This window comes from Streptomyces sp. NPDC058637, from assembly GCF_042717325.1.
Classification (GTDB): Bacteria; Actinomycetota; Actinomycetes; order Streptomycetales; family Streptomycetaceae; genus Streptomyces.
This window is the reverse complement of record NZ_JBHXRD010000049.1, coordinates 13,583-27,516: the sequence shown is the minus strand read 5'-3', so window position 1 is coordinate 27,516 and position 13,934 is coordinate 13,583. Positions and strand designations below refer to the sequence as shown.

Genomic DNA, 13,934 nt, shown 5'->3' with positions numbered 1-13,934 from the left:
ACCCGATATGAGTACGCGTGCTCACGAACCGCGCCCCCCGTCACGGCAGGCTGGACCCCGTCAGCCACACACCAGAGGGAGCCCGACCATGCGCACGGCGAACCGACTCCGCACCCCGTCCCGCACCACGCTCGGGCTCGCCCTGGCCACCGCCACCCTCGCCCTGCTCACCGGCGCCTGCTCCATGCAGGAGGCCATGTGCGGAGGCGGCGAATACCCGGTCCTGTTCGTGGGCAGCGGCGGAAGGGCGTGCGTGCCCGACGGCGAGGAGCCGCCCAAGGGGTACGCCCGCTACCCGGAGGGCAAGGTTCCCGAGCACGTGGGCGACAAGTGGGACACCTACTGGATGACCCGGACCCTCGACGCGAACGGCGAAACCGTCGGACTCCCGGACGAGAACTAGCCGGAGCCGACTGCCGTGCGGCGGGCGGCCACGGGTCAGCCGTCCGCGCCGCCCTCCGCGATCGCGTCCGCGACCTCCGCCACCCGTGCCTGCTCCTCCTCCGCGAACCGGTCCCGGTCCAGCTGTTCGGCCAGCTCCTCGTCCTGGGCCATCAGCAGGTCCAGGCTGGAGTCGCCGAGTTCGAGGACGCCCATGTCGACGTACGCCTTCTGCAGGCGCTCGCCCCACAGGCCGATGTCCTTGACGCACGGCACGATGCGGCTGAACAGCAGCTTGCGGAACAGCTGCAGGAACTCCGAGTGCTCGGAGAGCTCCTTCGCCTCCTGCTTGCCGATGCCGAAGTTCTCCAGCACCTCGACGCCGCTGAGCCGGTCGCGCATCAGGTAGCAGCCCTCGATCACGAACTCCTCGCGTTCGCGCAGTTCCGCTTCACCGAGCTGCTTGTAGTAGTCGCGCAGCGCCATCCGGCCGAAGGCCACGTGCCGGGCCTCGTCCTGCATGACGTACGTGAGGATCTGCTTCGGCAGCGGCTTGGTCGTCGTGTCGCGGATCATGCCGAACGCGGCGAGCGCCAGACCCTCGACGAGGACCTGCATGCCGAGGTAGGGCATGTCCCAGCGGGAGTCGCGCAGGGTGTCGCCGAGCAGGCCCTGGAGGTTGTCGTTGATCGGGTACAGCATCCCGATCTTCTCGTGCAGGAAGCGCCCGTAGACCTCCGCGTGCCGGGCCTCGTCCATGGTCTGCGTCGCGGAGTAGAACTTCGCGTCCAGGTCGGGGACGGACTCCACGATGCGGGCCGCGCAGACCATCGCGCCCTGTTCGCCGTGCAGGAACTGGCTGAACTGCCAGGAGGTGTAGTGCTTGCGCAGCTCGCCCCGGTCCCGCTCGGTCATCTTCGCCCAGTGCCGGGTGCCGTAGAGCGTGAGGGCCTCGTCCGGCGTCCCCAGCGGGTCGGTGGGGTCGACCTCCAGGCTCCAGTCGATGCGCTTGTCGCCGTCCCACTGCTTGTCCTTGCCCTTCTGGTAGAGGGCGAGGAGGCGTTCGCGGCCGTCGTCGTAGTCCCAGCTGAACCGGGCCGCACCGGTGGCGGGAACCTGCCACGTCGGGGCTTGGGGGGCGGTGATGTAGAGGTCGTGTGTCGACACGGACAGCTCCTTCGCCTGGCGAGGATCGTAAGTTCCGTGGTGCTGACTCCAGTTGGCAGGTTCACACGTTGGTAGACGCGCAGTCAACAAGTCGCGCACAGGGGATTGACGGCCTTGCTGACAGGCAGTCTCATAAAGCATGACCGCCGGTAACCCATGTGCGAGGTGCCTTCAGCCATGACGACAGTGTCCGAAGAGGATGTCCAGGTGCTGCGTGACGCGCTCGGCCCGCTCAGGGACCGCGAGCAGATCGCCGCGCGCCTGCTCGAATCCTCGGCCAAGCACTCCTTCGACCCCGACACCGAGCTCGACTGGGATTCGGCCGTCGAGGAGGGCAAGTGGTTCTGGCCGCCCGAGCTCGTCTCCCTCTACGACACCCCGCTGTGGCGGAAGATGTCCGAGGAGCAGCGGATGGACCTGGCCCGGCACGAGGCCGCGTCGCTGGCCTCGCTCGGCATCTGGTTCGAGATCATCCTGATGCAGTTGCTGGTCAGGCACATCTACGACAAGCCCGTGACCAGCAACCACGTCCGCTACGCCCTCACGGAGATAGCGGACGAGTGCCGGCACTCGATGATGTTCGGCCGCATGATCCTCTGGGGCGGTGCGCCCACCTACCCGGTCCCGCGGGTCTACCACAATCTGGCGAGGGTTCTGAAGACGGTCTCCACCACCCCGGGTTCCTTCGCCGCGACCCTGCTCGGCGAGGAGATCCTGGACTGGATGCAGCGGCTCACCTTCCCCGACGAGCGCGTCCAGGGCCTCGTCCGCGGCGTGACCCGCATCCACGTCGTCGAGGAGGCCCGGCACGTCCGCTACGCCCGCGAGGAGCTGCGCCGCCAGATGGTGACCGCGCCCGCCTGGGAACGCGAACTGACCAGGCTGAGCTGCGGGGAGGCGGCACGCGTCTTCTCCGTCTGCTTCGTCAACCCGCAGGTGTACGAGAACGTCGGCCTGGACCGCCGGGAGGCCGTGGCCCAGGTGAAGGCGAGCGGCCACCGGACCGAGGTCATGCAGTCGGGCTCCAAGCGGCTGACGGACTTCTTCGACGACATCGGGGTGCTGAACGGTGTCGGGCGCAGGCTGTGGCGGCGTTCGGGCCTGCTGGCCTGAGCCGGCCCCCCGTACAGGTGACGGGAATCGGTCCGTCGGACAGGGGGACCGGGTGCGGAACGGGCGCGGGACGGGGTCGGACGCGGGGCGGAGGAGCGGGGTATGACGGAGCCCCCGGCCCCCCAGGGGGTGCGCGGCGGACCCCTGGGGATGCGCGGCGGACCCCGGGACACCCCACCTCGCGCCCCGGCCGGTCTTAGGCTTCGGAGTATGACCTCCGTCCCCGCAGCACCTCCCGCCCGCGCCTACCGACGGCTCGGCGTCGAGGAGCGCCGCGCGCAACTCCTCGGCGCGGCGCTCACCCTCTTCGCCCACCGGGCGCCGGACGACGTGTCGATCGACGAGGTGGCGGTCGTGGCCGGCGTCTCCAGGCCGCTGGTCTACCGGTACTTCCCGGGCGGCCGGCAGCAGTTGTACGAGGCCGCCCTCGGCTCGGCCGCCGAGGAGCTGACGCTCTGCTTCGCCGAGCCGATGGCCGGCCCGCCCACCGAGCGGGTGAGCCGGGTCCTGGACCGCTATCTGGGCTTCGTCGACGAGCACGACGCCGGATTCAGCGCGCTGCTGCGTGGTGGCAGTGTCGCCGAGACCTCGCGTACGTCCACGATCGTGGACGGGGTGCGCCGGGCGGCGGCCGAGCAGATCCTGCTGCACCTGGGCAGGGGCTCCGGGCCGGGCCAGGCGCCCGCGGGGCCACGGCTGCGGATGATGGTGCGCACCTGGATCGCCGCGGTCGAGGCGGCTTCGCTGATCTGGCTGGACGAGGAGAAGCAGCCTCCGGTGCCCGACCTGCGCGGCTGGCTGGTCGACCATCTGATCGCCCTGCTCGCGGCGACCGCCGCCTCGGACGAGGAGACGGCGTCCGTGATGGCGGAGCTGGTGGACCTGGAGACCGCCGACGGCCCCGTCGGCCGGCTGGCGGCGCTGGTGGTCCCGGTGGCACAGCTGCTGAACCCGTAGGCCGGGTGCGCGGAGCCGCACGGCGGTCCGCCGTCCGCCTGGGTCAGACTGACGTGGTGAAAAGCGAGAACACCCCCTTCTCCGGCGGCCCCCTCGACGGCCGGGTCCTGCCCGTGCTCCTCGGCCCGACCGGGCATCCGCCCAAGTGGTACGAGGTCCCGGTGCCGGACGCCGACGGCGGCCCCGCCACGGTGCACGCCTACCGGCGCGCCCCGGCCGGCTACACGAAGAGGCTGGGGCTGCAGCGCGGCTGGGTGTACGAGTACGTCCCCACCGGCCGTGAGCGCCGCACGCTCAAGTGGCCCTGGACGAAGCCGCGCGGCGGCGCCTGAGCGGCGTACGGCCCCGAAGCACCGCACCCTCTAGGATCGGCGGTCAGGTGCCGAGGGACGGTCACAAGGGGGGTGCGCCATGGAGGCGCTGCGTCAGGACGATCCACGCCACTTCGGCCCGTACACCGTGCTGGCACGCTTTCGTGAGACCGCGAGCGCGGTGCAGTACCTGGCCAGGGACGAGGACGGTGGCGACCTGGCCGTGGTGACGGCCGCGCGGCCCGCCCTCGCCGCCGTGCCCGCGTTCCGCCGGCGGTTCCGGGCGGAGGTCCTGAGCGCCGAGCGGCTGTCGGGAGGCTGGGTGCAGCCGCCGCTCACCACGCCGGACGACGACGAGGTGTGGACCGCGGCGGCTTATGTGCCCGCCCTGACGCTGGCCGAGGCGATCGCCCTCACCGGTCCTCTCCCCGAGCGTGCCGTGCGGATACTGGGCGCGGGCCTCGCCGAGACCCTTTCCCGGGTGCACGCCACCGGGGCCGTTCTCCAGGGGCTGGCGCCGGGGACGGTGCTGCTGGCCGAGGACGGGCCCCGACTGACGGCGTTCGGACCGCTGGGTGCCGCCGCCTCGGCGGAGGCCAGACCGGGCGGGCAGCTGTCCGTGCGGCTGGGTTACCTGACGCCCGAACAGGTCGAGGGCGAGGACGTGGGTCCCGCGTCCGATCTCTTCGTCCTGGGACTGCTGCTGGCGTACGCGGCGACCGGGACGACCCCGCTCGCGGACGGGCCGGCGGACGAGGCGGCCGAGCGGATCGCGCACGCCTCGGCCGAACTGGACTCCGTACCCGATGAGTTGCGTGCGCTGATCGCGGGCTGCCTGGCGAAGGATCCGGCCGTCCGGCCGAGCGCGGGGTCGGTCGCGGCGGAGCTGGCGCTGGAGGGGGCCGCGGGTCTCGCCAAGGGCGGCTGGCTCCCGGACGCGCTGTCGGCGGCGGTCATGGACCAGGCGGTACGGGCACGGGCGCTGGAGGTCCCGGCGGACGAGCTACCGGCCCCCGGACCACCGGCCGACGCGGAGCCTGAGGACGCCCGTCCGGACCTGCGGCCGTCGGACGCCGTCCCGGAGGAAGCCACCCCGGCCGCCGACGAACCGGCCCGGGCGGCCACGGCTTCCCGCGCCACGGCGTCGGAGCCGGAACCTGCACCTGGGGCCCAGGAAGGCCCCGGCGCGGACAGCGGCACCACCCGATTCCTGCGCACCGGCCCGCGCGCCCCGGACACCGACCGGGCGACGACCCAGCTCGCCGTCCCCCGCGAACCGACCGGCGCCCTCCCCCCGCGGTCCCCCGCGCCCGGGGTGCCCATGGCACTCGCGCCCGCCCAGCCCTACCCCTCCTACGCGTACCCGGCCGCTCCCGCCGCGCTCGCCCTGCCCGCGCCGGCTCCCTCGCCGGCCGGGCCCCCCGCGCCCGCCACCCGGGCCCCCGCCGACCCCGGCCGACGGGCCCTGCTCACCGCCGTGGCCGCGGGTGCGGCCGGGCTGGTCGTCGGCGGGGGCGTCGTGTTCGCCCTCGGGTCCGACGACTCCGCCGCCGCCTCCGACGACAAGTCCACGCCGGAACCCCGCGCGACCGTCCCCGGCCGGGCACCGGAGCCCCGGTGGACGTACACGCATCCGGCCGCCGAGCCCGCCCCGCTCACCTCCGGCATCTGGCAGGACGAGCTGCTGGTGCTGACCACCGCGGCCGGGGCCACCGGCGTCGATCTGCGGACCGGGCGGAAGGTCTGGCAGTGCGCGGACGCCGCCGGGGCCCAGGCGGTGCTGCCCGCGGGTGACGGTCTCTGCTTCCTGGCGAGCCCGACCGAATTCCTCTGGCTGTCTCCCAGGAAGGGGACGGTCGAGCACCGGGTCCGGTTCGTGGACCAGTTCACCGGCGTACCGGGCATGCGGGTGGCCACGCTCACCGGCCGGTCCGGGTCCGTCGTCTGGTTCACCGGCTCGCACACCGTCACCGTGAAGGCGCCGAAGCCGAGGAAGGGCAAGAGGCCGGGCAAGGACACGCAGGTCGCGAAGGCGTACTTCTTCGCGTACGACATCGTGGCGCGCAAGGAGCTGTGGCGCGTGGCCGTCCCCCCGGGCCGGGCCCCCGGCACCCCCGCCTACCGCCTCACGGCCGTCCGGAAGGCCGACATCCTCGTGCGCCAGGACGCCACGACGCTCACCCCCGCCGATGTCACGGCCGGGAAGGGCAAGGCCTTCTTCCGCTGCTTCGACAGCGCCACCGGCAAGCTGCTGTGGAACCGGCAGTTCGGCGCGCTCACGCCGGCCGGGGCCGCGCTCGGCGACGAGGCGGGCCGGCTGTACGGCGCGGTGGGCGACGATCTGCAGGCCTTCGACACGGCCACCGGGAAGCCGGTGTGGACGCTGAACGGCACCGCCGCGTCCGTGTTCGGCACTCCGGTTCGGGCCGGAGAGCTGCTCCACACGACGAACCGCAACCAGGAGGTCGGCACGGTCGAGCGGGCCACCGGCAAGGTGCTCTGGCGGCGGTCCACGGAGGTACCGCTCGGCGGCAACGCTCCCGCCCTCGCCCTCAGCGGCGGGGGGAAGACCCTGCTCGCCGCGGACCCCACCCAGGTGACCGCGTTCGCGGCGGCCGACGGGCGGCGGCTGTGGAAGTTCCAGGACATCGGCGTGCAGGACCCCGCGGGCGCCACGGTCGGCGTGCCGTACCGGGTGCTGGCCGCCGGGCGGACGGCGGTCGTGCAGCGGGACCGGGCCTTCTACGCCTTCCCCGTGGAGTGACGCGCGGCGGCCGTGCGGCCGTCCGCCGTTCGGAGGGTGCCCGGGGCGCCACACCGGACGGTCCTTGCTTCGCCTGACACCGAGTGACCGGATGGACGAGATCCGAGCATTTGTGGGGTAGTCCGATTTATCGGCACCGCCCCTGTCACCGGAGGTGATGTCGTGTCAGGCAGAGTCGCGCGTACCCTGGGCACCGCGGCGCTGGCCGCGGTCGTCGCCGTCTCCCCCGCCACCGCGGAACCGGCCGGCCCGGACCCCGCGCCCGCCGCCGGTGCCCCGCAGGAGGCCACCCGTGCCCCGCAGGGCGTCGCCGCACTGCTGACGCGGCTGCAGACGCTCTACCGGGAGGCCGAGGAGGCCGGCGAGCTCCACACCGGAGCCGCGGAGGAGCTGAAGAGGCAGAGCGCCCGGTCCGGGGAGCTCGGCACCGAGCTCACCAGGGCCCGCGCGGCCCTGGACAGCAGCCGCCGGGAGGCCGGGCGGCTGGCCCGTGACCAGTACCAGGGCCACACCGGCTTCTCCGTGTACCTGCGGCTGCTGCTGTCCCCCGACCCCCAGCACGCGCTGGAACAGAGCCATGTGATCGAGCGCGCCCAGGCGGGCAGGCTCGCGACGGTGGACCGGCTCACCGACGCGGAGAAGCACGCGGACACCCTGGCCGCGAGGTCCCGTGCGGTGCTGGATCGCCAGCGGAAGCTGGTCGCCCAGCAGAGGAGACACCGCGACACCGTACGGTCGCGGCTCGACGACGTCGAGGCGCTGCTCGCCTCACTCACCCCGGCCCAGCTCGCCGCGCTCTCGGCGCTGGAGGAGCGCAACACCGAAGCGGCCCAGGACGAGCTGGTCGCCTCGGGGGCACTGAGCTCGGCCCGGCCGCCGTCGGCGCAGGGCAGCGACGCGGTCCGGTACGCCATCGGGCAGATCGGCAAGCCGTACGTCTGGGGGGCGGAGGGCCCGGACGCGTACGACTGCTCCGGACTCACCTCGCGGGCCTGGTCCGCGGCGGGCCGCACCGTTGCGCGCACCTCGCAGGAACAGTGGCGGCAGCTGCCGAAGGTACCGGTCGCGTCGCTGCGCCCCGGTGACCTGGTGGTCTACTTCCCGAAAGCGACCCATGTGGCGCTCTACATCGGCGACGGCCTGGTGGTACAGGCACCCAGGCCCGGAGCCTCGGTGAAGGTCTCCCCCCTGGCGTCCAACCCGCTGCTGGGCGCGGTCCGTCCTGACCCGGACGCCGAACCGCTGACCTCGTACACGCCTCCGGAGCTGCCGGAGGGCGCGTCGTCCGGATCGGACTCGGGGTACGACGCCCCGGAGTCGTAGGACCCCGCACCGGGCCGTCACGCCGTCAGGACGGGAGTGACGGCCCGGGTGCCGTGGGTGCGGGGGTCAGCCCCGCGCGCCCGAGATCTCGGCGAGGTACGCGTTCGTCTTCTCGGGCTCGAAGAAGAAGTTGTCGAAGTCCGCCGGGTCGTTGAACCCGTTGGCGAAGCGGTCGGCGGCGGGCTGGAGCCCGCCGGCCGCGCCGATGAGGTTCAGGACGTGCTCCGGCGGCGGGCCCAGCATCGCGTTCGTCCACTTCACGACGTGCTGGGTGTTCTCCCAGTGCCGCTCGAAGGTGGCTTCCATCCACTCCTCGTCGAACTCGCGGTCGCCGTGCTCCAGGATCGAGTGCAGGTAGGAGTGGGCGCACTTGGACGCGGTGTTGGAGCCCTGTCCGGTGATCGGGTCGTTGGCGACGACCACGTCCCCGACACCCAGGACCAGGCCGCCGCCGGGCAGCCGGCCGACCGGGCGGCGTACCGTCGGGGCGTAGCGGCCCGCCAGTGTGGCGTTGGCGTCGGTCAGTTCGACCTTGGTGGAGCGCGCGTACTCCCACGGGGTGAACCGCTCCATGAGCTCCAGCGTCTTCGCCAGGTGCTCCGAGGGATCCTTGATGCCCTGGAAGGCGTCGAGCGGGCCGCCGGGCACGCCCTCCCAGAAGAGGATGTCGGCGCGGCCCGACGTCGTCAGGGTCGGCATCACGAAGAGCTCGCCGACACCGGGGACCAGATTGCAGCGGACCGCGTCGAAGTCCGGGTGCTCGGGGCGCGGGCCCATGCCGTGGACGTACGCGACGGCCAGGGCGCGCTGCGGGGCGTCGTACGGCGAACGGGAGGCGTCCCGGCCGAACATGGAGACGAGCTCGCCCTTGCCGGCCGAGACCATGACCAGGTCGTAGGTGCGGGAGAAGTAGTCCAGGTCGGAGACGGCCGCACCGTGGATGACGAGCTGGCCGCCGCGCTGCGCGAAGGTCTCCATCCAGCCGGCCATCTTCACGCGCTGGTCGACGGACTGCGCGTGGCCGTCGAGCTTGCCCACCCAGTCGATGACGCGCGAGGAGTCCGGTCCGGCGACCGAGACGCCGAGGCCCTCGATGCGCGGGGCCTGCGACTCCCAGAAGTTGAGCTGGAGGTCACGCTCGTGCTGGAGGGCCGTGTGGAACATGCACTGCGTCGACATGACCCGGCCGGACCTGACCTCGTCCGCCGTGCGGTTGGACATGAGGGTGACTTCGTACCCGTGGGACTGCAGCCCGAGGGCGAGCTGGAGACCGGACTGACCGGCCCCGACTATGAGTATCTTCCGCATCGCGGTTCTCCGTTGTGTGAGCGTGGGTGCGTGTGACGACTACGCGGGCGAGACGTCGAGCGCGTGCCCCACCAGGGCGAGCAACGCCTCGACGACCGTGATCCTCTGACGCGCATCCATGATCACGACAGGTACGTGCGGCGGCACGGTCAGGGCCTCCCTGACGTCCTGCTCCTCGTAACCGGTCGTTCCCTCGAAGTGGTTCACGGCGACGATGTACGGGAGCCCACAGCTCTCGAAGTAGTCGAGCGCCGGGAAGCAGTCGGCGAGGCGACGGGTGTCGGCGAGGACGACCGCGCCGATCGCGCCGCGCACCAGGTCGTCCCACATGAACCAGAAGCGTTGCTGGCCGGGGGTGCCGAAGACGTACAGGACGAGGTCGTCGTCGAGCGTGAGACGGCCGAAGTCCATCGCGACGGTCGTGGTGACCTTGTCGGGCGTGGCGGTGAGGTCGTCGGTCTCCTCACTGGCCTGCGTCATCAGCGCTTCGGTCTGCAGCGGGGTTATCTCGGAGACCGAGCTGACGAACGTCGTCTTGCCGACGCCGAAGCCGCCGGCGACCACGATCTTGGTCGCGACCGGCGCACGGGTGTGGTCGAGTTGCCAGGACTGCACCGGGCCGTCGGTCTGGTCCTGCGGGCCCGGCTGACGCGGGGCGAAGAGCGGCGCCTCAGAGACGACGGAGTCCATCGAGCACCCTTTCGAGCAGTGCGCGGTCGGGCTGGCCGGTGCCGTGACCGGTTCCGTACACGCGGATCTTTCCCTGGTCGGCCAAGTCGCTGAGGAGCACCCGGACCACACCGAGCGGCATCTTCAGCAGGGCCGAGATCTCGGCGACCGTACGCATACGGCGGCAGAGTTCGACGATGGCGCGGAGCTCGGGCATGACGCGGGAGGCGAGATTGCCGTTGGTGAGCTCGCGGCGCTCCTCGGGGGCGTCCAGCGCGGCGACGAACGTCTCGACGAGCAGGACGTGGCCGAAGCGGGTGCGGCCACCGGTGAGCGAGTACGGGCGGACCCGCGCGGCCTTGCGGTCCGAACCCCGGACGGGGAGTTTGCGTACGGGGTCAGCGGCAGGGGTCACTGGGCGCTCTCCATCGATTTGCGCAGTTCACTGCGGAGTTCGGGGGTGAGTACGTGTCCGGCGCGACCGACGAAGAGCGCCATGTGGTAGGCGACGACGCTCATGTCGCAGTCGGCGGTGGCGTGCACACCGAGGAGTGAGCCGTCGCTGATCGACATGACGAAGACGCTGCCCTCCTCCATCGCGACCATCGTCTGCTTGACGCCGCCGCCTTCCATCAGCTTCGCGGCACCGATCGTGAGGGAGCCGATCCCGGAGACGATGGTGGCGAGGTCGGCGCTGGAGCCTCTGGGGCCGTCCTGCCGCTGTCCGCCCTCCATGGCGACGGCGAGACCGGGGTCGGAGGAGAGCAGCATCAGCCCGTCGGACGAGACGACGGTGACGGAGTGGACCCCTGGCACCTCCTCCACCAGATTGCTCAGCAACCAGTGAAGATTCCGGGCCTCGGTACTCAGTCCCAATGTGCTCGGCGCGGTCAACTGCGTGCCTCCTCGACTGTGTCCCCCGTCTCATCGATGCGGCCATCGGTCCGGCCGGTCAGCTCGGCGTGGTCGGTCTGTGGGGCGCCCTCGGCGATCTCGGCCTCGACATCGCGCCGGCCGTCCTTCGCGCCCTGGTGGAACCCGCCGAGCCTGCGGCGCAGCGCGTCCTTGTCCAGGCCGCCCTTGCGCTCGGCGGACGGGGCCGCGACGGGGGCGGCGATCTTGGGGGTGCGCTTGGGCAGCCCCTTGTCGGTGAGGCGCTCGGGCACGGGTGCCGGGTCGGGCACCTCCTCGCCCAGACCCGTGGCGGGTGTGGCCGTCAGCGGCCCGGTGACGGGCTGCCGGGGGCCGGGCAGGGCGCCGGGCGCGGGGGCCGGGGCGGGCGCGGGGGCGACGGGGCTCGTGTCGGTGGCCCGCTCGTGGCTGTCGGGGCCGATGTCGTACGGGCCCGGCGCGTCCGGCGGCCTGGGCAGCCGGACCTGCATCGTGGTCTCGGCCTCGGCCTCGACGGGAACGGCCGTCCCGGGGGCAGCCGCAGCCTCGGGGGACGCTTCCGCCCCGGGGGGCGCCGCGCCTTCGGCTGCGGACCCGTGCGCCGGTTCCACGGCGGCGGGCGCGTCCTGCGTGGTCGGCGCCTCGGCGGCCGGTTCCTCGGCGGCGGGCTCGGCGGGCTCAACGGGTGCGGGCTCCCCGGCGGGTGCCGGTTCCGTGCCCGACTCGCTGATCGTCCGCTCGGCCGCCGCGATCATCGGGTCCACCTCAGCACCGGACGAACGCGCGGGCAGTGCGTTGGAGTTGGTCTCGGCCACCGAGCCCGGCAGGTTCAGCGTGGGGGCGTCACCCGGCCGCCGCACGGGCGGCGGGGAGGCCGACGGCGGGGACTTCGGCAGCAGGGCAACGGGAAGCACGACGACTGCGGCCACCCCGTTCCCCTTCAGCTCGCGCAACTGCACCCGGACGCCGTGGCGCGCGGCCAGCAGCGAGGTCACCTGCAGTCCCAGTCCTGCCCCGTCCGCGGCCTGTTCACCCGCCTCGAACGATGCCGGGTCCGCCAGCCTGGCATTGAGCTCGCCCATCCGGACCGCCGACATGCCGATGCCCTCGTCCTGCACGGAGAGCATCACCTCACCGGTCTCCAGCAGCCAGCCGGAGAGCTCGACATGGGAGTCGGGCGGCGAGAAGGCCGTCGCGTTCTCCAGGAGTTCGGCGACCAGGTGGCTCAGGTCGTCGGCGGCGAAACCCGCGACCTGGGCGTGCGGCGGCAGCGACTGGATCGTGACCCGCTCGTACCGCTCGATCTCGCTGACCGCGGCCCGCAGCACGTCGACCAGCGGGATCGGGCCGGCGTGGCCCTGACCGTGCTCGGTGCCCGCGAGGACCAGCATGTTCTCGCTGTGGCGCCGCATGACGGTGGCCATGTGGTCCAGCTTGAAGAGCGTCGCGAGGCGCTCCGGGTCCTGCTCGCGCTCCTCCATGCCCTCGATGACCCCGAGCTGACGCTCGACGAGACCGAGGGTCCGCAGGGAGAGGTTGACGAAGGTGTGGTTGACCGTGTTCCGCAGCTGTCCGAGCTGCTTGGTCAGCTCGGCGACCCGGGTCCGCAGTTCGTCCCGCTGGAGCGTGAGGGTCTCGTGGTCCGCGACCAGTTCGGCCCGCTCGGTCCGCAGGCTCTCGGCACGGCCGGTCACCTCGTGCCGCAGCGTGTGCAGCTTGCCGTGCAGGGCGTTGATGGACCGTACGACCTGGGCGAACTCGTCGTTGCGCCCGGTGTAGCGGACCGGCTCGGCGGTCTCCGGTTCGGCGGCGATCCGGCCGGCCCCGATCCGCAGGACGGCCAGCGGCTGGGTGAGCGTGCGGGCGACGGCGGTGGAGACACCGACGGCGATCAGCAGACAGCCGCCGAGCAGCGCGAGCCGGAGTTCGAGCGCGGTGACGTCGTCGTCGCGCAGCTGCTCCAGCCGCTTGACCTGGGCGGTGCCCAGGGCGGACTCGACGCTCCGCATCCGGTCGATACGGGCGGAGAGCGCCGCGCCGGCCTTCTGCGGGTTCACGGCACGGTCCGTGTCGGAGAGCTCGGGGCGGTCGGTGAGCCGGGTGAGGTACTTCTCCGCGCTGTCGACCTCGGGGCCGGTGACCGTGGAGGCGAGTTTGTCGCGCGCGGTGGGCGCGGCGGCCTGGTCGAACTCGGCGAGCGAGGCCAGTTCCCGCACCCGGGCCTGCTGTGCGGCGGCGCTCAGCTCGTCGCGGAGGCGGTCGTCCTCGCCGGCGCCCTCGTCCTGGACGGGCAGCCCGGTGAACGGGTCGATCTGCGGGTCGGCCGACTCGGCGCCGGGCACGGCGAGCGCGGCCAGGAGCAGGCCCCGGGTGGCGGACGCCTGCTCGACGGCGCCGCCGAGGGCGAGCGGGGCGCGGGTGGCCTCGGCGGCCCGCGGCGGGGTCTTCTCGGCGAGCTCGTCGGCGAGGTCGTGGAGCTTGGCGATGACCTCGGAGTACGCCTGGTGGGCCTCCATCGCCGTGCCCTTGCCGGTGAGGGCGGTGCGGCGCAACGAGGGGATGGTGGAGAGATCGCGTCGCAGCGCGGCGGGGGCGGCCTCCCGGATCTCGTCGACCTGCTGGTCCACCCGGGCGGCGGGATCGCCCTCGCCCTTTCCGTCCTTGTCCTCACGGCCGGCGGCGATGTGGGCGGTGACCGTGTCGCGCTCGTCCGCGAGGGAGTGCGCGAGGGTGATCGCCTGCTGGTTCAGCTCGGCGAGCGTGACCAGCCGCTGGGACTCGTTGAGGTCGGAGGAGGCGCCGAGGGCCGCCGGGGCCCCTGCGGCGATGACGGTGATCCCGACAACGGCGACACCCGCGACGAGCCGGCTGCGCACCCGTACGGTCCGCTTGCCGCCACCCGCTGCCTGAGGCATGGCCCCGGACTCTTCACGCGTGCTGTCCTTGCTCCGAGGCCGCTTCTTCTGCACCGGTGCTCGCAATCTTGACTCGTCCACCCTTGAAGCAGAGGTGACGCACGGTCATGTGAAATAGGCGCCCCCACTACCCCT

Annotated in this window: 12 protein-coding genes; 6 read left to right on the top strand and 6 right to left on the bottom strand. The window is 72.6% G+C overall.

All coding sequences use genetic code 11. The features are described 5' to 3' along the window. The first annotated feature begins 88 nt into the window (after window positions 1-88). A complete protein-coding gene (locus tag ACFWVP_RS32645) occupies window positions 89-403 on the top strand; it encodes an SCO0607 family lipoprotein (RefSeq protein WP_384501603.1) in 315 nt (104 codons plus the stop codon). A gap of 35 nt (window positions 404-438) precedes the next feature. On the opposite strand, the gene ACFWVP_RS32640 is transcribed toward ACFWVP_RS32645, so the two are convergent. After that, complete coding sequence (locus ACFWVP_RS32640) at window positions 439-1,548, bottom strand: ferritin-like domain-containing protein (protein WP_384501602.1); 1,110 nt, start codon at window positions 1,546-1,548, stop codon at window positions 439-441. A gap of 177 nt (window positions 1,549-1,725) precedes the next feature. On the opposite strand from ACFWVP_RS32640, the gene ACFWVP_RS32635 reads away from it, so the two are divergent. The 5 genes from ACFWVP_RS32635 to ACFWVP_RS32615 all read left to right on the top strand — a co-directional run bounded on the left by ACFWVP_RS32635 (window position 1,726) and on the right by ACFWVP_RS32615 (window position 8,016). Then, window positions 1,726-2,661 (top strand): diiron oxygenase, encoded by a 936-nt coding sequence (locus ACFWVP_RS32635; protein WP_384501601.1) that lies wholly within the window; start codon window positions 1,726-1,728, stop codon window positions 2,659-2,661. A gap of 210 nt (window positions 2,662-2,871) precedes the next feature. Next, window positions 2,872-3,618: a TetR/AcrR family transcriptional regulator gene (locus ACFWVP_RS32630; protein WP_384501600.1), complete on the top strand. Its 747-nt coding sequence runs from the start codon at window positions 2,872-2,874 to the stop codon at window positions 3,616-3,618. A 56-nt stretch (window positions 3,619-3,674) separates the two neighbouring features. Next, window positions 3,675-3,950, top strand: a complete 276-nt coding sequence (locus ACFWVP_RS32625; RefSeq protein WP_384501599.1) for a hypothetical protein — start codon at window positions 3,675-3,677, stop codon at window positions 3,948-3,950. A 79-nt stretch (window positions 3,951-4,029) separates the two neighbouring features. Further along, on the top strand, window positions 4,030-6,693 hold the full coding sequence (locus ACFWVP_RS32620) for a PQQ-binding-like beta-propeller repeat protein (protein ID WP_384501598.1): 2,664 nt from the start codon (window positions 4,030-4,032) through the stop codon (window positions 6,691-6,693). Window positions 6,694-6,855: 162 nt separating this feature from the next. Continuing rightward, the gene (locus ACFWVP_RS32615; RefSeq protein ID WP_384501597.1) at window positions 6,856-8,016 is read left to right on the top strand and encodes an NlpC/P60 family protein; all 1,161 of its coding nucleotides are present in this window, start codon (window positions 6,856-6,858) and stop codon (window positions 8,014-8,016) included. A 66-nt stretch (window positions 8,017-8,082) separates the two neighbouring features. On the opposite strand, the gene ACFWVP_RS32610 is transcribed toward ACFWVP_RS32615, so the two are convergent. The 5 genes from ACFWVP_RS32610 to ACFWVP_RS32590 are packed head-to-tail and all read right to left on the bottom strand — an operon-like array spanning window position 8,083 to window position 13,853. After that, a complete protein-coding gene (locus ACFWVP_RS32610) occupies window positions 8,083-9,324 on the bottom strand; it encodes a styrene monooxygenase/indole monooxygenase family protein (RefSeq protein ID WP_384501596.1) in 1,242 nt (413 codons plus the stop codon). A 39-nt stretch (window positions 9,325-9,363) separates the two neighbouring features. Further along, complete coding sequence (locus ACFWVP_RS32605; RefSeq protein WP_384501595.1) at window positions 9,364-10,014, bottom strand: ATP/GTP-binding protein; 651 nt, start codon at window positions 10,012-10,014, stop codon at window positions 9,364-9,366. Continuing rightward, window positions 9,995-10,408, bottom strand: coding sequence for a DUF742 domain-containing protein (locus tag ACFWVP_RS32600; RefSeq protein ID WP_384501594.1), 414 nt, complete (start codon window positions 10,406-10,408; stop codon window positions 9,995-9,997). The genes ACFWVP_RS32605 and ACFWVP_RS32600 overlap by 20 nt, the downstream gene beginning before the upstream one ends. Next, window positions 10,405-10,887 carry a roadblock/LC7 domain-containing protein gene (locus ACFWVP_RS32595; RefSeq protein ID WP_384501593.1) on the bottom strand — a complete coding sequence of 161 codons (483 nt, stop codon included), beginning with the start codon at window positions 10,885-10,887 and terminating at the stop codon, window positions 10,405-10,407. Before ACFWVP_RS32595 ends, ACFWVP_RS32600 begins: the two co-directional genes overlap by 4 nt. Then, window positions 10,884-13,853, bottom strand: coding sequence for a nitrate- and nitrite sensing domain-containing protein (locus ACFWVP_RS32590; RefSeq protein WP_384501618.1), 2,970 nt, complete (start codon window positions 13,851-13,853; stop codon window positions 10,884-10,886). Before ACFWVP_RS32590 ends, ACFWVP_RS32595 begins: the two co-directional genes overlap by 4 nt. Between the last annotated feature and the right edge of the window lie 81 nt (window positions 13,854-13,934).

Excerpts from the sequence above, each read along its gene's own strand:
- ACFWVP_RS32645 (WP_384501603.1), top strand. The coding sequence starts at position 89 with ATGCGCACGGCGAACCGACTCCGCACCCCGTCCCGCACCACGCTCGGG.
- ACFWVP_RS32635 (WP_384501601.1), top strand. The coding sequence starts at position 1,726 with ATGACGACAGTGTCCGAAGAGGATGTCCAGGTGCTGCGTGACGCGCTC.
- ACFWVP_RS32630 (WP_384501600.1), top strand. The coding sequence starts at position 2,872 with ATGACCTCCGTCCCCGCAGCACCTCCCGCCCGCGCCTACCGACGGCTC.
- ACFWVP_RS32620 (WP_384501598.1), top strand. The coding sequence starts at position 4,030 with ATGGAGGCGCTGCGTCAGGACGATCCACGCCACTTCGGCCCGTACACC.
- ACFWVP_RS32610 (WP_384501596.1), bottom strand. The coding sequence starts at position 9,324 with ATGCGGAAGATACTCATAGTCGGGGCCGGTCAGTCCGGTCTCCAGCTC.
- ACFWVP_RS32605 (WP_384501595.1), bottom strand. The coding sequence starts at position 10,014 with ATGGACTCCGTCGTCTCTGAGGCGCCGCTCTTCGCCCCGCGTCAGCCG.